Source organism: Aneurinibacillus danicus (genome assembly GCF_007991215.1).
GTDB lineage: Bacteria > Bacillota > Bacilli > Aneurinibacillales > Aneurinibacillaceae > Aneurinibacillus > Aneurinibacillus danicus.
Genome location: NZ_BJXX01000082.1, coordinates 1 through 22,032, shown reverse-complemented (window position 1 = coordinate 22,032; position 22,032 = coordinate 1). Strand labels below are relative to the sequence as shown.

The window sequence follows — 22,032 nt, the reverse complement described above, 5'->3', positions numbered from 1 at the left end:
GATTTTCACAGAAAAAAGGGGAGCGCATTCCCTTCCTCCGGAATACCTCCCATTATCCCTAGATTAAGTATATACGATTATCGTTTCATTCCATTCACGATTTGCAGTTAAAAATTCTTTTCTTTAATTTACAGGATAAAACGATGCCATATCCCTACCAGCTTTTTTGACTCAATGGTAGGAATTATACCATTTGGGATTCTAAAACACAAATAATAATTTTCTCTTGACAGTTTCTGTATAATTTTATTATTAATTAATGATAATAATTAATTTATAAAAAAGGCTTCTCGGGTTGGCTCCTCCGCTTATTGAATGTGAGCGGCAAACTGGACAAAATGAACGATGACTTAATCCAGAAAATCACGAACACCGACGAGCCTGTTATCCGCTATAAAGGAAAGAAAATAAACGCCAAATGGAACCGGGAGCATATTCATTATGATGTACGGGAGTACCTGAAGGACGTTGCCTGCCCGGTTCTCGCCATCACCGGAACAAAAGATGTGCAGGTACGCCCCGAACACACTCAAGTAATCTGCAGTATAGTACAAGGATCGTGTGAATCCTATCTCATCGAAAATATGACGCACATTCTCCGAAAAACGGATGCAGAAATGGAATTCAGCGTTATTCTAAAAGATTATAAAAACCAGGTAAAACAGCCAATCGATAAAGAGTTGAAAGAAAAAATGGTTGAATGGCTCTCCCGGCAGTTCGGATAAAAAAGAAACAGACGCCCCGCTTTCGATAAGCGGGGCACTTTTTTAAGGACGAGCGGCAACGCCCGCGAGTTTTTCTTACTTTTTGGGACGGGTACGGTTTGTCGGCGTCGCACTAAGCGGATCATCCGGCCAGTAATGCTTCGGGTATCGTCCCTTTAGATCTTTTTTTACTTCAAAATAAGCGTTCTTCCAGAAGCTGGCCAGATCCTGCGTCACCTGCACGGGACGCTGTGCCGGCGACAGCAGATGCAGGGTAAGCGGCACCTTTCCCCGGGCGATGCGCGGTGTTTCCTTAAGTCCGAATATCTCCTGGAGTCTGACGGCAAGCACCGGATTATCCGGGTCGCTGTAATCAACGGGAATGCGTGAACCGCTGGGAGCCGTAAAGTGTGTCGGAGCATACTCATCCAATACTTGACGTTTTTCCCATGGAAGCATGGATTCAAATATGCCCGTCAAATTCAAACGCTGCAAATCGCTCCGGCTCTTCAAGCCGTAAAGATGAGGAGCAAGCCAATTTTCAAGCGTCGAGACAAGCGCTGAGTCGGAGACGTCCGGCCACTCAGCTTCGATTTTATGCATAAAGGCAAGGCGCTGACGAAACTGACGGGCGGCTCGCGTCCACGGCAGTATCTCCAATCCCTCCTGTGCAATTCCGTGAAGCATCGCTTCCAGTATCTCTTCCGGATCCGGGTCTGCAAACGGCGCATCCTTCAGAAGCAGGGCACCCAGACGCTTGCGCTTTCGTGCGCGTACAGCCTGTGCCGTTCCGTCCCATTCAATGACAGACGCTGTCTCAATTTGATCGCCCATATACTGTTCCAACTCCGTAAGCTCTATAGGAGCTGCCAGGAAAATGCGGCTCTCAGGCACCTGATCCCCCAATTCTGCCGCGACCAGATAAGGCGCATTCGAAAGCGGCTGCAGTTCGCTGAAAGCAGCCCCTCGTCCATTCCGCAGAAGGAAGCGGCCTGTCGTTCTCTTCTGGGCAATCCTGTCCGGATAGGCAAAAGCAAGCAGGATACCGCAGGCGTCTGCGTCGCCTTCTTCTTCCTCTGAAATTCCCAGCATCCTTCTCCAACGATCCGCCTCCGAAAGAATCCGGCGGCAGGCGGCCGTATCGACATGAAAACCTGAAACCGACATAACTTCCGTCCGTCCTGCCTTTTTTACGCTGCGGAGCGCTTCGATGCGAAGACGCAAATCCGCATCTAAGACTGTACGATCGCTGCGTAAAACATCCCGTTCGGAAAGAAGCGCCGCAAGTTCGCAAGCCAGTCCGCCAAGTCTCAGAGGAACGGCTTGAAGGACCATGTGGGCAAGCCGGGGATGAAGCCCGAGTTCTGCCATCCGCCGGCCATGCGGGGTAATCGTACCGTCTGACGCCAGGGCACCGAGCTGACTGAGAAGCTCACGCGCCTGCGCAAACGCGGCAGCAGGAGGCGGATCAAGCCAGAGAAGCTCACCAGAATCAGAGACGCCCCACGCGGCCAATTCGAGCGCAAGCGGCGCAAGATCCGCCTCCAGAATCTCCGGAATGCTGCGTAAAGCAAGATGTCTGTCCTCCTGCTCCGTCCAAAGACGGTAGCACACCCCCGGTCCCTGCCGGCCCGCACGACCCCGGCGCTGATCCGCCGAAGCCCGCGACACCGGAACAGTTTCAAGGCTCGTCATCCCGGTTCTGGGCGAGAAGCGCGGAATACGCATCAACCCACTATCGATAACTATTCGGACACCTTCGACTGTAAGACTTGTCTCGGCAATCGATGTCGCAAGCACAACTTTGCGCTCGTCAGGCAGACTTGGCGAAATAGCTAAATCCTGTGCCTTCCTCGAAAGACTGCCATAAAGGGGAGCAATATGTACATTTCGGCCCAGTCCTGCTTCCACAAGTCGCGTCTCCGTTCGCCGGATTTCACCTGCGCCCGGCAAAAAGACCAGAATATCGCCTTCATCATTCTTAAGCGCCTCTTGAACTGTACGCGCAACTACCGTTTCCATGCGTTCTTCGACGCGGCGGTTCAAGTAGCGGGTTTCCACCGGAAAAGCCTGTCCTTCGCTCACGATAACCGGTGCGTCATTCAAAAGGGCAGCCACCGGATCGGCATCCAGCGTAGCCGACATCACCAAAATCCGCAGATCTTCCCGCAGTACAGATTGAGACTCCAGACAGAGTGCAAGCCCCAGGTCCGCGTGCAGATTCCGTTCATGAAATTCGTCGAAGATAACGATTCCCGTATCTTCCAGGGCCGGATCCGCCTGCAGGAGACGGGTAAGCACTCCTTCGGTAATGACCTCGATGCGCGTTTTCGGTCCTACTTTCGTATCCAGCCTGACCCGGTATCCTACCGTCTCCCCCACCTGTTCCCCAAGCGATGCCGCCATATAGCGGGCAGCAGCCCGGGCGGCCAAACGGCGGGGCTCAAGCATAAGGATGCGGCTGCCTTCAAGCCACGGCTCGTCCAGAAGAGCGAGCGGAATCCGGGTTGTCTTCCCTGCCCCCGGTGGCGCCACGAGTACTGCATTTTTATGTATCTGAAGCGAGTTTTTCAATGCCGGGAGTACCGCTTCAATGGGAAGTTGTGTCATCATCTATCACCCCATCACAGCTATTCGAACGAATTATATCAGATTCTCTCCCGGCCTATCTGTTAAATTCGATCGTCGCCTACACACTGATTACCCTGAGGTTTTATATAGTCCACATATCGAGGTAGATAAACTCAGAAACTAAGAATTTTAGAGGCTGAGCATAAGTACATTGTATAGAAAAACCATCTACAGGAAAGGCGGCTGGCCAATGCATTATACTCCATCATTTCCCCTATATCCTACGATGCCTCCTCCCTCTCACCGTAATGACCAGTACGTAATGAAAGTCTCAGGAGAAGGAACGCTTTCTGTCACGCCTGATAGAGCCATTGTTGTACTGGGCGCAATCACGGAATCCAAAGACGTGAGCACAGCCCAAAAAGAAAATGCGGAAACCGTATCAAAGATAATCAACTCCATTTTAAGACTGGGGATTCCAAAGGAGAACATCAAAACGAGTGACTATAGAATCGACATACAATACGACTATGAAGACGGGAAACAGATTTTGCGCGGATATAAAGTCACCCATCTGCTTCAAATTACCATCGATAAAATCGAGCAGACGGGACTTGTCATTGATACCGCTGTCAATAGTGGCGCCAACTCCGTCTCAGCCATCAAATTTACGGTTGCACAACCAAACATCTATTACAATCAAGCCTTATCGCTGGCCATCAACAATGCTCAGCAAAAAGCCGTTACCATGGCGAAAACGTTAGGAGTCACACTGAATCAAATCCCGAACAGGATTCAAGAAGTATCCGGTGCACCGGAACCTGTCCCTTATCAGGCTTCCCTTTATGCAATGAGTGCAGCTACTCCCGTCCAGCCGGGACAAGTAGAGATTTCCGCTGAGATACGGACTGAATATTCTTACACAGTATGAGAAGTTCTTCTTCCTGTGCCATCCCCATGAATAGGCAGAGTAGACTGGAGAGATTATATAAAGATGGTAGAAGATGTTTTCATAAAGCATGTTTGAGGAAAAGGTCTTCATGAGGCTAACTCTCCTTCCAATCTTACAAAAGCTGGAGGTGCCGCAACTTGAATCGCAATCAAATGAGAAACAACACGCCGTGGCAGGAATTCGAAGGCCCGAATCTGGGATATGTGCATCAATTATACGAGCAATATCTTCAAGATCCCGCATCCGTTGATCAGGAGATGAGGGAGTTATTTGACCAGTGGGGAGCACCGCCGCTGTATGAAAGCGGAGAAATCCTTCCGCAGAAAAACATGCAGGCTGCAGATAATGTGGAGATAATGCAAAAAGCGGTCAAAGCGGTTAAATTAATCCAACAAATTCGCATGAATGGACATTTATTCGCAAAAACCAACCCGTTCGCAAATGAAAAAGACCTGGATCTGCATCTTCTTGCTCCGTCAACCTATGGCATTAGCGACGAAGATTTACAGGCCATTCCCGCAAAGGTCGTGTGGTCTGCAGCGCCGGACCGGCTCCGCACTGCATGGGATGTGCTCATGCATCTTCGTGATGTCTACACAGGCTCGACCGCCTACCAATTTACGCATATCAACAACGCCGAAGAGCAAGAATGGCTAAGCCATATAGTCGAATCCGGAAAAGCAAAACGGGAGTTTACGAACGCCCATCACCTCTCCCTTTTAAAGAAGCTAATAGAAGTCGAGGAGTTTGAGGGGTTTCTTCACCGTACTTTTGCAGGCCAAAAAAGATTCTCCATTGAAGGGCTTGAGATGCTTGTACCCATGATTGATGACCTCGTTCGTCAGGGCGCACACGACAGAGTGCGCCATGTGCTGATTGGTATGGCCCACCGTGGACGTTTAAGTGTCCTTGCTCATGTTTTAGGTAAGCCTTATGAGAAGATTTTTTCAGAATTTCATCACTCCCCCAATAAAGACCTCTTCCCTTCGGAGGGGTCAACCGGAATGAATTACGGCTGGACGGGGGACGTCAAATATCACCTGGGGGCCGACCGGGAGATAGAAGCCGATAATGCTGCCCGTATGCGGCTGACCCTGGCCAATAATCCAAGCCACCTGGAGTTTGTGAACCCCGTCGTGGAAGGCTATACGCGGGCGGCGCAGGAAGACAGGCAGGTAGCCGGAGCTCCCGGGCAGGATGTCAACAAAGCGTTCACGATTCTGGTTCATGGCGACGCGGCTTTCCCCGGAGAGGGCGTTGTCGCGGAAACGCTTAATTTAAGCCGGTTAAAAGGGTATCAGACCGGCGGTACGATTCACATTATCGCCAACAACCAGATCGGATTTACGACGGAAAGCGAGGATTCAAGATCCACAAAATACGCGAGCGATCTGGCGAAAGGGTACGAAATTCCGGTTGTGCACGTAAAAGCCGACGACCCGATCGCCTGCCTTGAGGCAGTCTTTCTCGCCTATCAGTACCGGAAAAAATTCAAGAAGGACTTTTTAATCGATTTAATTGGCTATCGCCGGTACGGACATAATGAAACGGATGACCCGGCCGTTACTCAGCCTATTCTCTATGCCAGAGTCTCTGAGCATCCAAGAATTACAGCCATCTACACCAATATGCTGAAGAAGAACAAAGTCGTCAGTGAACAAGCCGTAAAGAAAATGAAGCAAGAGACTCAGGAACGGTTAAAGAAAGCCTACGACAAAATGAAAACCGATGAGAAACAGGAAGATGAGCTGGTGCAGGGCATCGAAAGCGGCGACGAATTCGGGATAAAAACGACCGTTCCGTCAAATACACTCGCTGAACTGAATCGGCAGCTCCTCGAATGGCCGGAAGATCTCACCGTCTATCCCAAGCTGGAAAAAATTTTGAAGCGCAGAGAAAAGGCGCCGGATGGCTATGTCGATTGGGCGCTGGCAGAAACGCTGGCCTTTGCGTCGATTCTGATGGACGGCATTCCAATTCGGCTCACCGGTCAAGATTCAGAGCGGGGCACATTCGCCCAACGCCACCTTGTGCTGCATGATTTTAAAACCGGAAAATCGTTCGTTCCTCTGCAGCACATCCCCGATGCACGCGCTTCTTTTGCCGTCTATAACAGCCCTCTGTCGGAAGTAGCGGCATTAGGCTTTGAATACGGCTATGATGTGCTGGCTAAGGATACGCTGGTACTTTGGGAAGCGCAGTTCGGCGATTTTGCCAACGTGGCCCAACCTATCATCGACACATTTATCGCCGCAGGAAAAGCGAAATGGAGGCAGATCTCGAATCTGGTTCTCCTTCTGCCCCACGGGTACGAAGGGCAAGGACCGGAGCATTCAAGCGCCCGCCTGGAACGTTTCCTGCAACTTTCTGCCGAACAAAACTGGACCGTTGCCAACCTGACAAGCGCGGCTCAATACTTCCATCTTTTACGTTTTCAGGCATCGAAAGCGGGCAAAGAGGACGCCCGGCCGTTAATTCTCATGACGCCCAAGAGTTTGCTTCGCAATCCGCGCGCTGCTTCACCGTGGACAGAGTTGAGCCAGAGCTCGTTTAAACAGGTAATGGAACAGCCCGGCCTTGAAAAAAATGCAGAGACAGCCGAACGTCTTATTCTTTGTTCGGGAAAAGTCGCGATTGATTTGGAGACGGAATGGGAATCACGGCAGGTAAACGATGGGAGAATCCATATTGTCCGCGTAGAGCAGCTCTATCCGTTCCCGAGAAAGGCCCTTCAGGAGATTGTGGACCGCTCAAAACGCCTGAAGGAAATTGTCTGGGTACAGGAGGAGCCGAAAAACATGGGGTCCTGGTCGTATATAGAGCCGCGGCTCAGGGAACTGGCCCGGGTGCCCGTACGCTACGTCGGCCGACCTTACCGCTCAAGCCCGTCTACAGGCTCACCGGATGTGCACAAGATGGAACAGCAAAAAATCATGGAAGAAGCTCTACTTCTTACGAAATCCAATACTGTCATGGCAGGGGGGCACACTCATGAGTGAAGTAAAGGTACCGGAACTGGCAGAGTCAATAACAGAAGGAACGATTGTAAAATGGCTAAAAGCGGAAGGTGATTCCGTTTCCCGGGGTGAAGTGCTGGCCGAACTGGAGACGGATAAAGTCAACATAGAGATTAGTGCAGAAGAAGACGGAAAGCTGGAAAAAATTTTGCGCGAGCCGGGAGATACGGTGGAGGTAGGTGAAGTCATCGCCATGATTGCGCAGGGAGCCGGAGGAGACACGGCTCCGTCCAAGGAAGAGACCGCCGCACCTAAGGAGCAAGCAGAGCCGCCCAAAGAAGAGAACGCTCCGCTGGAGAAAGCAACGATACCGTCTAATGAGGAACAGGACGAAGTTGAGCCGGCCCGCTCCCCTGATAAAGAAGGGGCAGAAATCCATAGCTCACGTGCGGCGAGTCCTGCCGCACGAAGATTGGCCAGGGAACGGGGCATTGATATAGACTCCGTGAGAAGCCAGGACCCTCTCGGAAGGATCAGAGTAGATGACGTAAAAGCAAGCGGTGAAGCACAGCCGGAAGTACGTCAGGAAAAAACGGCCGCTCCAGCGCCTGCAGGCGCACAGAAGCAAGCCGAACGCAACCCTCAGGTTGGAGCCGGTGCAAAGCTAACCGGCACAGACAAGCCGATAGAGCGTGTGCCGATGTCTCGGCGCCGCCAGACTATCGCCGAGAGACTGGTCTATGCTCAGCAAACCGCAGCCATGCTGACGACATTCAATGAAGTCGATATGACGGCCATTCTTGACGTTCGCAAGCGCCGTCAGGAGAAGTTTGTGGAACAGCACAACGTGAAGCTTGGCTTTATGTCCTTCTTTACAAAAGCGGTTATAGGCGCCTTGAAAGCTTTTCCTCTGCTTAATGCAGAAATTCAGGGCACAGATATCCTGATTAAGAAATATTACGATATCGGGATTGCGGTTTCCACCGAGGGAGGATTAGTCGTGCCCGTCGTTCGTGATGCGGATCGACTTAGCTTTGCAGATTTGGAAAAGAATATTGCTGATCTGGCAAAAAAGGCTCGTGATAACAAATTGAGCCTGTCTGATCTTCAGGGAGGCACCTTCTCCATCACGAACGGAGGAATTTTCGGTTCCATGCTATCTACGCCGATTCTCAATCCTCCTCAGGTCGGTATTCTGGGCATGCATAAGATTCAGCTTCGGCCTGTTGCCATTGATACAGAACGGACGGAAAACCGGCCGATGATGTATATCGCCCTGTCCTATGACCACCGGATTGTCGACGGAAAAGAAGCGGTTAGCTTCCTGGCAAGAGTAAAAGAACTGTTGGAAGATCCGGAGGCATTGTTGCTAGAGGGTTAAATTTTCGCCTGGCCTGTCCTTACGATTGATGTAAAGACAGGCTTTTTTGATTAAACATAACTCAATAAAACCCTGCAAATGAAAAAGCCCGCGGGATTTCCCGCGAGTCTTCGGATGGCTGTTAATTAATATGCTTGCCGCTGCTGTCTTGCGCCGACTCGAAACGAGCCTGCAATTGGTCCATCTGCTGTTCCATTGCGCTTACGGCGCCCTGATCACCATTGTCCTGCACTTGTTCGATGGCACGGCGGGCATGAGCCATCGCATTGCGTGCCCCATTCATAACCTGTTTCTCATTCGGCGTTCCTTCAAGCTGACCGACGGCCTGAAATGCATTGTTTAACGATCGCTGCGCATCCTGTAACGATTGGTTGTCCATCACGAATCCCCCTTCACATGTTTGTTTTCGTGTCGGTGACACTCTTTTCAGTATGAGAATTTATGCGCATTTTATGCCGTCACAATCAGAAACCGTTCACGCGCGCAGGTTGAATAATCGAACAGCTTAAGGTGCATACTATAACTGTCACAAATTACAGGAGGTCGTTAACATGAACACACAACGTGCCAAAGAGATCGCTGCTTCACCTGTTATGGCCAATGTTACTTATCAAGGAGTACCTATCTATATACAGCATGTGGATGAAAACAATGAAACGGCCCGAATTTATCCGCTTGACCAGCCGGGGAATGAACAAACGGTATCTTTGAACAGCTTGATAGAGCATTGAATCAAGCTGTTCGTAACGTTATACTCAATTGTTTCGCGCGTAATGAACCGTATCACCAGAAAGGGCGTCTGACTTTTGCGGTGCGAAGAAAAAGAGTGAAGAGAACATCCTTTACTTTTGAAATCTGTCCAATATGGTAAAAAACTCCCTGAGAAACTCGTAGAAGAGCTTCTCTGTAGGAAGCAGTTGACGTTCACTGGGAATAATGACACCGACCGTACGGGTAACCTGGGGCTCAATGACAGGTAGCTTTACTGTTGAACGTGGCAGGCTGTCAATCAATGTAACTTCGGGAATAAGCGCCACACCCAGACCTGCCGAGACCAATCCTTTAATGGCGTCAATATCCTCTCCTTCGAATGACACATTGGGCCGAAAGCCAAGCTGTTGGCAAGCATTCATTATAATTTCACGTAAAACAAACCCCCTGGGAAACAAGATAAATGAATCATCCCGTAATTGGCTCAGTTTCAGCGAGGGTTTATCCGCAAGAGGGTGGCTAGATGGCAGCAATGCAACAATATTTTCTGTAAATAAAATATTCCCTTTCACCTTTTTTTCCTGCTTAGGCACCGGACCAAGCAGCGCCATATCGATTTCCCCTTTCACCACCCCATCAATCAAATAACGGTAAGAACCCTGATTGAGCTGAAATTTAACTTGAGGATAGCGCTCGCGAAAGGCAGAAATGGCAGTAGGCAGCGTATAAGCAGCCAGACTACTCGGAAATCCAATGCGAATTGTACCTTGCTCCGGGTCTAAATACTCTTCAACTTCCCGCCTTGCATTATCGATTACCTTCATTGCTTGTTCCATATGCTTCAGAAATATTCTTCCAATCGGCGTCAATCTGACGTTCCGTCCTTCCCGGATAAACAGATCAACACCCAACTCCGATTCCAGATTAAAAATCTGCCGGCTTACAGCGGATTGTGCCACATGTAAAGCCAGAGCGGCCTCCGTCACATGTTCTCGCCTGGCAACCTCAATAAAATATTGTATCTGTCTTAATTCCAATGTTTTCATCCTCCTTCCCAATCATCTCATATCGGCATGATTATTATCTAACTTTCATATTGTTTAGATTATTTTTCAATTATAAAATACACCATAGTAAGAAAATCTAACATTTATTAAAGCATAGTAAGTCTATATATGTCAGATTATCTCTAAAATTTTAACTTTGTATCATACATTCTTAAACAAGGGGAGAACTGAAGAGAACATGGCTACTTTACAGGAAGTTAAACAAACGGGAACACAAGTTGCGAAAGATTATGTGAATGAAGTGTATGAAGCTGTGAAGAAGCGTAATCCTAATGAAAGTGAATTTCATCAGGCGGTTAAAGAAATTTTTGATTCTCTCGTACCTGTATTTGCAAAACATCCAAAATACATAGATCATGGCATACTTGAAAGAATTGTGGAACCGGAAAGAGTGATTACCTTCAGAGTACCATGGGTAGACGATCAAGGAAAAGTACAGGTAAACCGCGGATTCCGTGTACAGTTCAACAGCGCGATCGGTCCTTATAAGGGCGGCTTACGCTTTCACCCTTCTGTAAATGCCAGCATCATTAAATTTTTAGGCTTTGAACAAATCTTCAAGAACTCCTTAACTGGCCAGCCAATCGGAGGAGGCAAAGGCGGCTCCGATTTCGATCCAAAAGGAAAATCCGATGCGGAAATCATGCGTTTCACGCAAAGCTTCATGACAGAGCTCTACAAATATATCGGGCCAGACATCGACGTACCGGCCGGAGATATCGGGGTTGGCGCACGGGAAATCGGCTTCCTGTTCGGACAATACAAAAGAATTCGCGGCGGCTATGAAGCCGGTGTATTAACAGGGAAAGGCCTTGGCTATGGCGGGAGCTTAACACGTACTGAAGCTACAGGCTATGGTACTGTTTACTTTGTACAGGAAATGTTAAAAGACAAAGGGCTTAGCTTTGAAGGAAGTACGGTTGTTGTATCCGGCTCCGGTAATGTTTCCATCTATGCTATCGAAAAAGCTACCCAGTTAGGCGCAAAAGTCGTGGCTTGCAGCGATTCCAACGGCTATGTTTATGACCAAAATGGCATCAACCTTGATACAGTAAAACGACTGAAAGAAGTCGAGAGAAAAAGAATCAGTGAATATGTGAAGGAACATCCGCAGGCGCAATACTTTGAAGGATGCTCAGGAATCTGGTCCATCCCCTGCGATATCGCCCTGCCGTGCGCGACGCAAAACGAAATCGATGAAACATCGGCAAAAATTCTGGTCGCCAACGGAGTCAAAGCCATCGGCGAAGGGGCAAACATGCCGTCTACATTGGAAGCAATTGATGTGTTCCTGAATAACGATGTTCTCTTCGGTCCGGCAAAAGCCGCCAATGCAGGTGGCGTAGCGGTTTCTGCATTGGAGATGGCGCAGAACAGCGCAAGACTGTCGTGGACATTTGAAGAAGTGGATGCGAAATTACATCAAATCATGAAAAACATCTATCAGAACAGCATGCAAGCTGCGGAAGAATACGGTCATCCGGGAAATCTGGTTGTCGGTGCTAATATCGCAGGCTTCCTTAAAGTTGCCGATGCAATGGTAGCACAGGGAGTTATTTAATAAAAAGCAGGAAAATTCAGTTGAAGATATACTAAACTTTCACTAACTTTAAGGGCGCTCGCTTATAGAAATCTATAAGCAGGCGCCCTTTTGGTTTTGTTACACTCATCTGGTACTCAATGAAACGGTTACTTTAAATAAGTCACCATCTACCTCAATATCTAAATTGCCTTCGTGCAGGTCTATAATCGATTTAGCAATGGCAAGTCCAAGTCCTGATCCTTCTGTATGACGGGATGTATCCCCACGTTTAAATCGTTCAAACAGCTCATCTATATCTTCGCTAAGCTCGTATTTGGTAACATTTTTAAAAGTAATTACCGCTTTGTCATTTCCTTTTTTCACTGAAATATATACTCTGGTGTTTTCTAATGAATATTTGAGAATGTTTCCGATTAGATTGTCAAACACCCGCCACAGTTTTTGTCCATCGACAACAGCATAAACAGGCGTATCAGGGTTTGTGACCCGAAATTGCAATGTTGACTCTCCGATTGTTTCATTGTATTCAGCAAGTGCCTGCTGCAAAAGCTGGACAAGATCTACTTTTTCTTTTACAAGCTCAACGTTCCCGCTTGCCATTTTGGATGCTTCAAATAAGTCATCAATGAGCACTTTTAATCGTTTAGACTTACGGTCAATAATCTCAACGTATGCGTCACGCTCTTCGTTTGCTAAATCTGATTTCTTCAAAAGCTCTGTGTACGTAATGATAGAAGTTAACGGTGTTCGCAAGTCATGACTCACATTTGTAATAAGCTCCGTTTTTAATCGTTCACTTTTCGCCTGTTCCTTTTGCGATGCTTTGATACCATGCTTTAATGTATTAATATTAGCTGCGAGAACGGCTAATGCTGATTTCCCTATCACAGGTATATCCGGCTCCAAATTTCCACGCACGAATTCGTCAGTGCTGGTAACAATACGATTAAAATAGCCGGTACGCTTTATGATTACGATGGAGGCTGGAGCGCATACCACAATAAATAAAGGAACATAAAAAAGGATAAACTCAGGCTCTATGAGAGCAATTGCCGCACCAAAGCCAAAAGCAAATACGACGGATAAAAGAACAAATATTTGTATCCCCATACTCCGGATGAGAAACGCTTCCTTTATCCCCTGGTATACTCTGTACAGTAAGGACTTCTGCCAATCTACTTTCAGGTTCGCCGGGCCCTTTACTCTCTCTAACAAAAACTTCCCTTGAATACATGTTAACGCAACAAAAAAGGCTGTAGCAATTAAACTGAAGAGTGTATTTCTAACATAACTATATACATCCTGATGCAGGTACAGGCCATTATCTATTATGGAAAGAAAAAGTGTCAGAAGTCCCGTAAACGCCAAACCCATTACTGCTATGTCTATCGGAATACGGTTATAGTAAGGCTGCCATTTCCCTGTAGGAATAAATTGAATAACCGGTATTTTTTTGTTCAAATAAAAACTCAGCAGAAAAGCAATAATACCGCTAATGGTGTAGATCAAGAAGATTTTTTGTTTTTGCCCAAAATCATAATAGTCTGCCAGAATAGGGCTTGCCGAAGACGCTGCTTTAGGCAGCGCAATCTGCCCTTCAAACTTGCCCGTTTCCTTTTCTATTAACGGGGTTATCACATCATCATATTCAACAATTGAATTGTATGCTCCCTCAGTTGAAAGATAGCCATACTTTGGCGAAGGATAGCTTTGAATAAATATCATAGTTTTACTATTTATAAACGTATCGATTGAATCGCCGCTGGTGATATTTACATTCGTATAAATTTCTCCCGTTGCCGTGTTCTTTAAATAATACGTAAAAAGATCTTTGTTGTATCTTTCGGATTCTAAACGGTACTTTTCTATCTCACGAAAATAATTGTCGACCTTTTGTTCTTTTTCTTTCACGACTTTTGCCCGGACGTGTTCGTCGCTTTTAAAATTGTTTGTAATATCCTCTATCTTCCTGTCTCTTTCAGCAACATAGGCATCAGCTACTTCTTTATTTCCTGCTAACAGTGCATCCTGAATTTTATGCTCATATTGGCTTTTTATATTCGAGACCTGTGTGGATAAATCTCCATAGCGGTAACGGTGTTCTTCAATTTCCTCGGCCGTGACGGTAATTTTCTTTTTGATTTCTTCTTTATTTATATTACTTAATTCGAACATCTTTAGATAAGCAATAAACTGATTTAGCTGATCTTCAAACTGTTTAGTTTGAAAGTAATCTTTTTTTATATAGTCTTTTCCGTTACATAGTCCTGAGATGATACCGCTTAATCCGAAAGTAAATAACAAAATCCAAATGACGAATATCATCTTATTTTTCGATTTTGTACCCAATTCCCCATACCACCTTTAAATATCTTGGTTGTTTCGGATTAATTTCAATTTTTTCGCGAATCTTACGAATGTGAACAGCTACAGTATTTTCAGCGTTAAAGCACGGTTCCTTCCATACCCGTTCATAAATTTCGTTAATGGAAAACACGCGTCCGGCATTCGTCATAAGCAATTCGACGATTTTATATTCAGTCGGCGTTAATTTCACAACTTCACCGTCGACCGTTACCTCTTTTGCCGATTGGTCTAATGTAAGACCATTAAGATTAATGACTTTTTCTATTCCTTCGTACGTGCCCAGCGTAACGTATCTTCTTAGCTGTGACTTCACTCGGGCAATAAGCTCTAACGGATTAAACGGCTTCGTAACATAGTCATCCGCGCCAACCTGAAGACCTAGAATTTTGTCCATATCCTCGCTTTTTGCACTCAGAATGATAATTGGAATGTTTTTTTCCTCACGTATTTTAAAGGTGGTTGCGATACCGTCAAGCCGCGGCATCATAATATCTAAAATAATGAGGTGAATAACATGCTCGTTCAATTTTTCAATCGCTTCGATGCCGTCTTTTGCTTTTATAACCGTCATACCTTCATTTTTTAAATAGATTTCGATACCATCCCGGATTTCTTTTTCATCATCGACAACTAATACCGTGTAATTGTTCATCCTTTTTCACGCTCCTTTCAAAAGTATATCATGGTCAACTCCCGGGACTTTCTACATTGTAAAATGTAATTCTTAACATTAAATCAAGGGAATCCTTAAGACTTTCTTAAGTTTATGCTCTTTCTTTCTTAAGGATATACCATTGTATAGCGCTCCTCTTTACGCAAAAACTTCGCTTTTACATAAAGAAAAAAGCCTTATAATTATAATGATAAGACTTTTCAACCCGTAAAACATTTATCTATTTATGATACCGTTCTCCGTAACGGTAGGAATGATTAAAAATTGAGGACCAATACAAAAAGCAATCGGAGATATACGATTCGCCCATCCATCTAAATGCTTGTAAAAAAGGAAAAAACAGTGTAATATAATTACATTATTACACGAAAGGGTGACCATGGAGCGATGATCTTCTAATCCTATTTCAAAAGCACATTCGTTATAATTGCGAAGTCATTTTTGAATAGGATTAGTCTATACTTTTTTAGAAAAAGATGATCGTAGCTATAGTACCAGGTTTACTATGTCTTTTTCCATGGTTCTTGACGACCTCCTATCCAAAAATGACGGATGGGAGGTCTTTTGTTGTCTGTTAGAGAATATGTAGCTTTTTGTAAGTATTAGGGTCATTTACCTTATAACGGATGTTTATTTAATATTTACTACCTTGAAATAGAAAAGAGGAATGTTATGTCACAATTATTGAAAAATCGATTTGTTCAGGCCATTTTCCTTTCAGCCTTGTTCCTTCAAGTAGGAATTTGGGTTCGGAATTTTGCTGTTCTTTTGTTCGTTATGGAAAAAACGAACGGGAATGCTTTTGCTGTTTCCATGATCTCGGTAGCTGAATTTGCTCCAATCTTTGTTTTTTCGTTTATCGGTGGGACATTTGCTGATCGCTGGCAGCCGAAGAAAACGATGGTTTGGTGTGATATTTTAAGTGCCCTCTCTATCTTTGCGGTATTATTAACTCTTGTGTTTGGCTCATGGAAAATCATCTTTTTTGCCACGCTGATTTCATCGATTTTATCGCAATTCTCACAGCCATCCGGAATGAAGTTATTTAAAATGCATTTGAATCCAGAACTGATTCAATCAGCCATGTCCATTTATCAAACAATATTTGCGATCTTTATGGTGTTAGGTCCAGTACTTGGCACATTTATTTTCCAGCAGTTTGGAATTGATGTGTCCCTTGGAATTACCGGAGTTGCCTTCCTTCTTTCAGCAGCGATGTTATCATTTATTCCTGCTGATCATACGATGGATGATGAAAAGAAAACGGCGTCTTTACTAGAAGAGATGAAAAGTGGGATTCGTTATGTTATGGCAAAAAAAGAATTAAAGCTTCTCGGTCTATGTTTTATGGCGGCAGGGTTAGCTATAGGGTTGATTCAGCCTCTCTCCATTTTTCTCGTCATAGAGCGGCTGGAATTAGCGAAAGAAAGCTTACAATGGTTGTTAATGGCGAACGGTATCGGAATGATTGTAGGTGGAGCGGTTTCGGTTATGTTTTCTAAGTCGATTCCACCGCAAAGATTATTGGTTATTGGAATGTTAGCCAGCGCGATCGGACTAAGCGTAATAGGTATTTCAACTAATCTCTTCGTAACACTTGTAGCTGAATTTACTAACGGATTATTCTTCCCTTGTATTCAAATAGGGATTAACACATTGATTTTACAAAATACAAAGGCTGAATTTATTGGAAGAGTGAACGGAACGTTAAGTCCGCTTTTCACTGGGTCAATGGTTTTGACAATGAGCATCGCTGGGGTAATGAAGGAAATGTTTTCAATTATTACGATGTTTGAATCGGCAGCGGTTCTTTTTGTCATTGGCCTTCTCGTTATTTTACCAATCTATAACATGAAAGCGCAGAATGTCGAAGGAATGCTATCTAAAGAATAAAAGTAACTATTCAGCTCGTTATATAGTTACTTTTAGTTTATAGCCTCCCTTTCCCGTTAACTCCGTCGCCTGGATCGATGCGAGCGTGTTTTTTGAAGTCGTCAATAAACTGCTTTGCGTTTTTAGGATGTTTTCCGCAACTGAAAAGTTAAGCAAAATGCAATTAAAAAGCTAAGTATCCATATTCCATAAAAGAATACTATGTTGAAGATCTGCAAGGTTACTACCAACATCTACAGATGGGATTACCACCGCTATATTATAACGGACGTAATAATCCAAAAAACCTATATTCTTAAGTTGAATACTTTGTCCGAATAATGACACTCACCTATGAGAAAGTAACAAACCTGGCAAAAAGATTTGCTAATAACGAACAAGATACTAGAGTTGGCAACCTTGAACCAAATGAAAAAACGCTACTCCGCTTTATTATTGAAAAAAAACGTCCTGTTAAGCTTAAAGAGATAGTAGCTATATTCCAAGCTCATCCTAGGACCATTTCAAAATGGGCGGAGCATTGAGTAAAAAAAGAATTATTGAACCTGCCAGTGGCGATAAACATGTTTCATCTTATAAGCTTGGAAAAGAATATGAAGATTTAACGCTACATGACCTAGGTTATACGGAATAGTTCTTAACTGCTCTGGACAATTTGGAGAGGGTAAGCCCTCTCCATTTAATATTATGATGATATTACAATCCAATCTCATTTTGAAATTCTTAATAAATGAAATTAATTCAAATAAGAACACTCTCAAAATAAAAATTATTCTCTAAAATGTAAAAGCACATTCCACTATACCCCTTGCAAGTCTTGAATGAGTTGTAGCAAAATTCCCTCTTGGTAGCCCATTTTCCCTTCAATCTCTATAGCTGCAGCAAGATCACAGAGTACCGAATTTTTAAGTGAAGCAAGTTTTCCACGCCTCTCTCCCAACTCTACAACTGGCATGGATAATTGATAATCCTTCACCGTCATTCTCCATAAATGCCCCTGCTCTCCGTATCTTTCTTTAAAGCGTACGGCCATTGACAATCCTTCAGGGTCAAAGTCACCACTATAGTGAAGGGTGTGCCCTGATTTTACGAGCAAGTCCATTAGTCTTAACCCTGCTAGTTTAAATTGACCATGTGTGCATAATAGCGGCGCATGAGGAACTATATCCATTAGAGCCGAAAATACCCCAGAATTTTCAACGACATAGACCTTCTGTGAATTTGTTGCCGTCTTTACCTCTTCAACCTTGAGCAGTTCTCGTAATGGCACGTTTAGAATGGTCCCACTTTCTGTAGCTGTTTTCCAAACAGGGTGTGGAACTCCTGCCGTATGAGCTATTAGATTCGCCGCTGTCACAAAGTTAGCGATATCATCTCTCAACAAGTTAAATGAAAGCAGAAGATCATTAATCGGTTCCGTCTGAGAAGGAGGAGGTCCTTCCCCTCCTGATAGCACATATAAAAAATGAATCCAGAGCTTTCCTCTTGCCGTTGATAGATCAAAAGAATGCGGATTTCCAGTAACTCGTTGACTAAACAAAGGATACCGTTCCACCTTGCTTGGCAGAGATGAATACGCAGATTGGAGAATCCGAACTTCTTCTTCAAAGTCCGTTTCAAGGAGCAAACGCCAAATCCAAAGTGTATCAGGCGTTCGCCCTTCTAGATAAGTGAACCATTGGTGGATTTGAGGGTACCGCTTCTTCATGAGGTCTAAAGTTTTCTGTTGTGCGGTCACAATTTCTTCTTTCACGGCATTTTTAGATTGAATCTTTTCCCCAAAGAAGGCTTCAAGCAGTTCATGTAAGGAAATTCCAGAAAATCGTGTCTGCTTTAAGCGGTGTTCAAAGTCCAGTAGCAAAAGTGTCCCTTTCCGAAGTAGATGATGTGGGGATGCTCCCATAAAAAGAGCGACTTCCTCCATTTCCTCTGGTGAAAAGCCCGATAACTTAACCGAGCCACCTATTCTTCCTAATGATTCATACTTTTTGCGAAAAAGGCGAAAAAGGGCATCATAGCCCTTTTTTGATTGAAAGTACTGTACTGCTTCCATCAATCTCTCACTCATCTTGTCCCTACCTCCTCTGGTATTTGGACATTCAATGCTTGTCCATCCCATTTGTATCGGATGACGGTGACAAAGTTGGCATTTTTGGGTCTAACAAGTTCACAGATAGATAGAAATTTGACCGTTTCATAGTCTCCCCATAACACTTGGGAGTTCATGATATAATTAAAATTAAGCTGTTCTACAATCTCAAACATTTCTTTAATATTGTTTTCATCGACTCCAGCAAAGGCCTCGTCTAATGAAATAATAAATGGAGCGTGAGGAGCTGCTTCCTGATAACGTGAATAGCAAGCGGTAAAGAGCGGGATATACATCGCCATCGCCTTCTCTCCCCCGCTGAATTTGAAGAAATTATGGTTAGTAAGTTCTCGTCTTGGTTCATTTGGTCGTTCAAAATAAAGAACGAACGAGAACCACTTACGATAGTCGAGCACCATCTTTAAGACTTGTAGCAGCGTTTGACCTTCTCCTTTTTCTTCCAGCCACGTTTTCGCAGCTAGAATTTTCGAGCGGAAGTGATTCGTAATCCGCTCAAGGTCGTGGTCATTCAATAAACTCGCATCTTGCTTTAATAGAGAGACCAAATCTTTTGTGTCCAATTCTTGTTCAGTATCCGCAGTTCTTGGACGCCATTTAATCGAGAATTTCAGCCCCGATGACGTATCTCGACTCTCCATCAAGCCTCTCATTTTCTCTGTCCATTGCTCTGCACGACGAATCCGCCCTCTCAGCTTATGACCGACGGAGTTTAAGAGGATCTCCTCATATAATTTCTTATCCATTTCATCCAGTCGGTTCTCTTGAATGGCCCACTCGCGCGAGACCGCTTCATGTAGAGCAGATGGGGAAATCTTGACTCCCCGCTGGTCAAATTCGATAAAGTTGCGTGTCCCTTTCGATTTCCACTGCTCAATCACTGGTTTCCACTCTTCCCATTCAATCTCATTCATCCAACTTGGAACAGTAGGAACATCGGTAAACAACCTCATTTTATGTTCAATTAAATCTGGTTGTAAGCTGTGGTATAAAGCCGTTAGCTGCCCTTCCAGTGGCGCCTTTTCTTTCAACGACTTTCCTTTTGTGAACTCTTCCACTCTCGTTATGTCAAACGGTACATCTTCCTGCATTCCATTCGACGCTCGTTTCCATTCCTTCCGCACAGTTTCTTCCCATACCGTCTCCATTTGGCTCCAGAAAGAGTAAGATTCCCGTCGCTCTTTCACTTTCTCTTCCGTACTAGTTCGTTTCTCTTGTTGACGTGGTAGCCGCTCTCTCACGTCTTCCAACGTTAACTTCACTTGGTTTAATTCTGCCGTAACTTGTTGTATTTCACGGCGAATCTCTTCCGCACCAGCGAGCTGTAATTGTTCTTGAATATGAAAAATTCCTTGTTCCTCTCGCGATAGCTTATCTTCTAACATATTCAGCTCTCCACGGTACTCATCCAACTCTTCTTGCACCTCACGGACGAACTTCTGCTCCCTTTCATGATCATGAGTAAGGCGAATGAATCTCTCGTGTTCACGGTGAATTTGGTCAAGGGACTTCTCATACTGTCGACTGAGGGAAAGAGCATTTTGGTAGGATTCCACCGTCAATTTAAGGAGCAATCCATCTGTTGCATGAAATAGTCGTGCTTTAATTCTTTGAAGTTCGTGATCGAGTTCTGCTAGCTGCGTGGAAATTCGCCCGATTTGCTCCAAGCGCAATTTTACCCTTCCTTGCGCCTCTTTCATTTCGTTATAGCTAGTCTTCACGTCCGCACTAGAAGGAAAACGTCCCCATGCTTGTTTGGAGAGTTGCAGCGCCTCATCAAGTGACTTCTGCTCTTCTTGTAAACTGCGAATCTTTTCTTTGCAAGCATCCATCTGCTGTTCCAGTTGCGCAATCAATGCTTCACGATAACGTTTTCTTGCTTCTCTTCCAATAAAACGTACCTCGTTAAGGGGCAGGGCGTGTCCTCGTAAACTTGCAAACTGATACGTTCCATCTTCCCCAAAGTGAACCGGAGAATCTCCATCCATTTCAATACTCTCAAGAATATCCTGGACGCGTTTGATCGGAATTTTCGTTTGTGCTTGATCTGGCTGCAAGTAATCTGCCAACGTATGCGATAAAAGCTTCGGATCCCCTATTAACACGCGGTCATGCTGCAGAGAAATTTCTTCCGTTGTTACGAGCGCATCCAATAAACCCGTTTCCATTAAAGCGCTCTCTAAGCGTTTTTGAACATCCTCTGATACGTGCGGTTGAAATTCCACTAATTCATAGAGAGGGGCAAAGACAACCGATTGCTCTTCCAGTAGCTTTCGAGCCTCCACCGTTGCTTCATGCCGAACGGGTTCTGGATCACGCTGGGCTTTTCTCATTTCCCATTCCTCTCTCAGTCGGGCTAGCTCTTTCTCGGTCTCCTTTTGCTGTGCTTCAAGGGTGGAGCGTTTCGTCCGTAGTCTATCCTCATATTGTTGTACATATGGAGAAAATACTTCCTTCACGTCCTCATACTCGACATGAGAATATAAATCATCAACCAAGCGCGCCATTTCTTGCAAAGCAGTTGACGGCACATGATACACATGATGTTCATCTGTCCAAAGGTGAATTTGATGAATTAGCTTTTGTTTCTCTTCAGACAACGTTTCACGCCATTTACGTTCTTCCTCTTGCGCTGCGTCCCGCTCGCGTTCGGCTTCCCCCAGTTCATGATTTTTCTCCTGCATCCTGCCCATCGTCTGCTCACGAAGTTGAAGCTCATGTAACGCTTTTTCTAGTTGTTGCGTATGTTGCTGAATCTCTTTCTTCCATAGATCAAACGCAAAATATTCATGCTTACTACGCTCGTAATCCTGTACATTTTGCTCGTGCTGTGAAAAGGCACTTTCTTCCGCTTCATACGCCAAATCTTCTATCAGCTCTAGTAGCTTCTGATCTTGGTCGGCCACGTTTTGCTCCAGCTCATGAATTCTCTTTCTACTCTCGCGTTCCTTATTGGCCAAGCGATCTATTCGCTCGGTGCGGTTCTTGATCTCTTTTTGTAAATCCTTATGAGTTTGAACCTTCTCTTGTAGCTCTTTTTCCAACTGAAACACTTCATGAGTCGCTAACCGATTTCTCTTTTCCTCTAAAGTTCCTTGACGAATAT

15 protein-coding genes are annotated in these 22,032 nt (G+C 45.0%); 8 read left to right on the top strand and 7 right to left on the bottom strand.

The annotated features are described in order from the left end of the window. The first annotated feature begins 338 nt into the window (after positions 1-338). Positions 339-725: an alpha/beta fold hydrolase gene (locus ADA01nite_RS09760; protein WP_146809769.1), complete on the top strand. Its 387-nt coding sequence runs from the start codon at positions 339-341 to the stop codon at positions 723-725. Between the two features lie 75 nt (positions 726-800). On the opposite strand, the gene hrpB is transcribed toward ADA01nite_RS09760, so the two are convergent. Further along, on the bottom strand, positions 801-3,314 hold the full coding sequence (gene hrpB, locus ADA01nite_RS09755; RefSeq protein WP_146809772.1) for an ATP-dependent helicase HrpB: 2,514 nt from the start codon (positions 3,312-3,314) through the stop codon (positions 801-803). Between the two features lie 211 nt (positions 3,315-3,525). On the opposite strand from hrpB, the gene ADA01nite_RS09750 reads away from it, so the two are divergent. From ADA01nite_RS09750 to odhB, 3 genes are all read left to right on the top strand, one after another. Then, on the top strand, positions 3,526-4,206 hold the full coding sequence (locus ADA01nite_RS09750; RefSeq protein WP_246147284.1) for an SIMPL domain-containing protein: 681 nt from the start codon (positions 3,526-3,528) through the stop codon (positions 4,204-4,206). Positions 4,207-4,364: 158 nt separating this feature from the next. After that, the gene (locus ADA01nite_RS09745) at positions 4,365-7,226 is read left to right on the top strand and encodes a 2-oxoglutarate dehydrogenase E1 component (protein ID WP_371863550.1); all 2,862 of its coding nucleotides are present in this window, start codon (positions 4,365-4,367) and stop codon (positions 7,224-7,226) included. Further along, positions 7,219-8,565 (top strand): 2-oxoglutarate dehydrogenase complex dihydrolipoyllysine-residue succinyltransferase, encoded by a 1,347-nt coding sequence (gene odhB / locus ADA01nite_RS09740; protein WP_146809768.1) that lies wholly within the window; start codon positions 7,219-7,221, stop codon positions 8,563-8,565. Before ADA01nite_RS09745 ends, odhB begins: the two co-directional genes overlap by 8 nt. Before the next feature lie 121 nt (positions 8,566-8,686). Here the strand turns inward: odhB and ADA01nite_RS09735 are convergent, their stop codons facing one another. After that, positions 8,687-8,944 carry a hypothetical protein gene (locus ADA01nite_RS09735; protein WP_146809767.1) on the bottom strand — a complete coding sequence of 86 codons (258 nt, stop codon included), beginning with the start codon at positions 8,942-8,944 and terminating at the stop codon, positions 8,687-8,689. Positions 8,945-9,116: 172 nt separating this feature from the next. Here ADA01nite_RS09735 and ADA01nite_RS09730 point away from each other — a divergent pair, with 172 nt between their 5' ends. After that, on the top strand, positions 9,117-9,296 hold the full coding sequence (locus ADA01nite_RS09730; protein ID WP_146809766.1) for a small acid-soluble spore protein H: 180 nt from the start codon (positions 9,117-9,119) through the stop codon (positions 9,294-9,296). A 111-nt stretch (positions 9,297-9,407) separates the two neighbouring features. Here the strand turns inward: ADA01nite_RS09730 and gltC are convergent, their stop codons facing one another. Further along, positions 9,408-10,313, bottom strand: coding sequence for a glutamate biosynthesis transcriptional regulator GltC (gene gltC, locus ADA01nite_RS09725; RefSeq protein ID WP_146809765.1), 906 nt, complete (start codon positions 10,311-10,313; stop codon positions 9,408-9,410). Positions 10,314-10,521: 208 nt separating this feature from the next. Here gltC and gdhA point away from each other — a divergent pair, with 208 nt between their 5' ends. Beyond that, a complete protein-coding gene (gdhA, locus tag ADA01nite_RS09720; protein WP_146809764.1) occupies positions 10,522-11,904 on the top strand; it encodes an NADP-specific glutamate dehydrogenase in 1,383 nt (460 codons plus the stop codon). 105 nt (positions 11,905-12,009) lie between these two features. Here the strand turns inward: gdhA and ADA01nite_RS09715 are convergent, their stop codons facing one another. Continuing rightward, positions 12,010-14,235: a sensor histidine kinase gene (locus ADA01nite_RS09715; protein ID WP_146809763.1), complete on the bottom strand. Its 2,226-nt coding sequence runs from the start codon at positions 14,233-14,235 to the stop codon at positions 12,010-12,012. Beyond that, the gene (locus ADA01nite_RS09710) at positions 14,213-14,905 is read right to left on the bottom strand and encodes a response regulator transcription factor (protein ID WP_146809762.1); all 693 of its coding nucleotides are present in this window, start codon (positions 14,903-14,905) and stop codon (positions 14,213-14,215) included. Before ADA01nite_RS09710 ends, ADA01nite_RS09715 begins: the two co-directional genes overlap by 23 nt. A gap of 693 nt (positions 14,906-15,598) precedes the next feature. Here ADA01nite_RS09710 and ADA01nite_RS09705 point away from each other — a divergent pair. Both ADA01nite_RS09705 and ADA01nite_RS22840 read left to right on the top strand, forming a co-directional pair. After that, positions 15,599-16,819 (top strand): MFS transporter, encoded by a 1,221-nt coding sequence (locus tag ADA01nite_RS09705; RefSeq protein WP_146809761.1) that lies wholly within the window; start codon positions 15,599-15,601, stop codon positions 16,817-16,819. Between the two features lie 508 nt (positions 16,820-17,327). Further along, a complete protein-coding gene (locus ADA01nite_RS22840) occupies positions 17,328-17,453 on the top strand; it encodes a hypothetical protein (protein ID WP_281286002.1) in 126 nt (41 codons plus the stop codon). 165 nt (positions 17,454-17,618) lie between these two features. Here the strand turns inward: ADA01nite_RS22840 and ADA01nite_RS09700 are convergent, their stop codons facing one another. Together ADA01nite_RS09700 and ADA01nite_RS09695 are read right to left on the bottom strand one after the other, a co-directional pair. Continuing rightward, positions 17,619-18,887 carry a TIGR02679 family protein gene (locus tag ADA01nite_RS09700; RefSeq protein WP_170230218.1) on the bottom strand — a complete coding sequence of 423 codons (1,269 nt, stop codon included), beginning with the start codon at positions 18,885-18,887 and terminating at the stop codon, positions 17,619-17,621. Beyond that, positions 18,884-22,032: TIGR02680 family protein (locus tag ADA01nite_RS09695; protein WP_170230217.1), on the bottom strand; the 3,149-nt coding region annotated here is incomplete at its 5' end. The genes ADA01nite_RS09700 and ADA01nite_RS09695, both read right to left, overlap by 4 nt.

Bases quoted from the DNA above. Each gene is read 5' to 3' on its own strand.
- ADA01nite_RS09760 (WP_146809769.1), top strand. From the start codon at position 339: ATGAACGATGACTTAATCCAGAAAATCACGAACACCGACGAGCCTGTT.
- hrpB (WP_146809772.1), bottom strand. From the start codon at position 3,314: ATGACACAACTTCCCATTGAAGCGGTACTCCCGGCATTGAAAAACTCG.
- ADA01nite_RS09750 (WP_246147284.1), top strand. From the start codon at position 3,526: ATGCATTATACTCCATCATTTCCCCTATATCCTACGATGCCTCCTCCC.
- odhB (WP_146809768.1), top strand. From the start codon at position 7,219: ATGAGTGAAGTAAAGGTACCGGAACTGGCAGAGTCAATAACAGAAGGA.
- ADA01nite_RS09735 (WP_146809767.1), bottom strand. From the start codon at position 8,944: ATGGACAACCAATCGTTACAGGATGCGCAGCGATCGTTAAACAATGCA.
- ADA01nite_RS09730 (WP_146809766.1), top strand. From the start codon at position 9,117: ATGAACACACAACGTGCCAAAGAGATCGCTGCTTCACCTGTTATGGCC.
- gdhA (WP_146809764.1), top strand. From the start codon at position 10,522: ATGGCTACTTTACAGGAAGTTAAACAAACGGGAACACAAGTTGCGAAA.
- ADA01nite_RS09710 (WP_146809762.1), bottom strand. From the start codon at position 14,905: ATGAACAATTACACGGTATTAGTTGTCGATGATGAAAAAGAAATCCGG.
- ADA01nite_RS09705 (WP_146809761.1), top strand. From the start codon at position 15,599: ATGTCACAATTATTGAAAAATCGATTTGTTCAGGCCATTTTCCTTTCA.
- ADA01nite_RS22840 (WP_281286002.1), top strand. From the start codon at position 17,328: ATGGGCGGAGCATTGAGTAAAAAAAGAATTATTGAACCTGCCAGTGGC.
- ADA01nite_RS09700 (WP_170230218.1), bottom strand. From the start codon at position 18,887: ATGAGTGAGAGATTGATGGAAGCAGTACAGTACTTTCAATCAAAAAAG.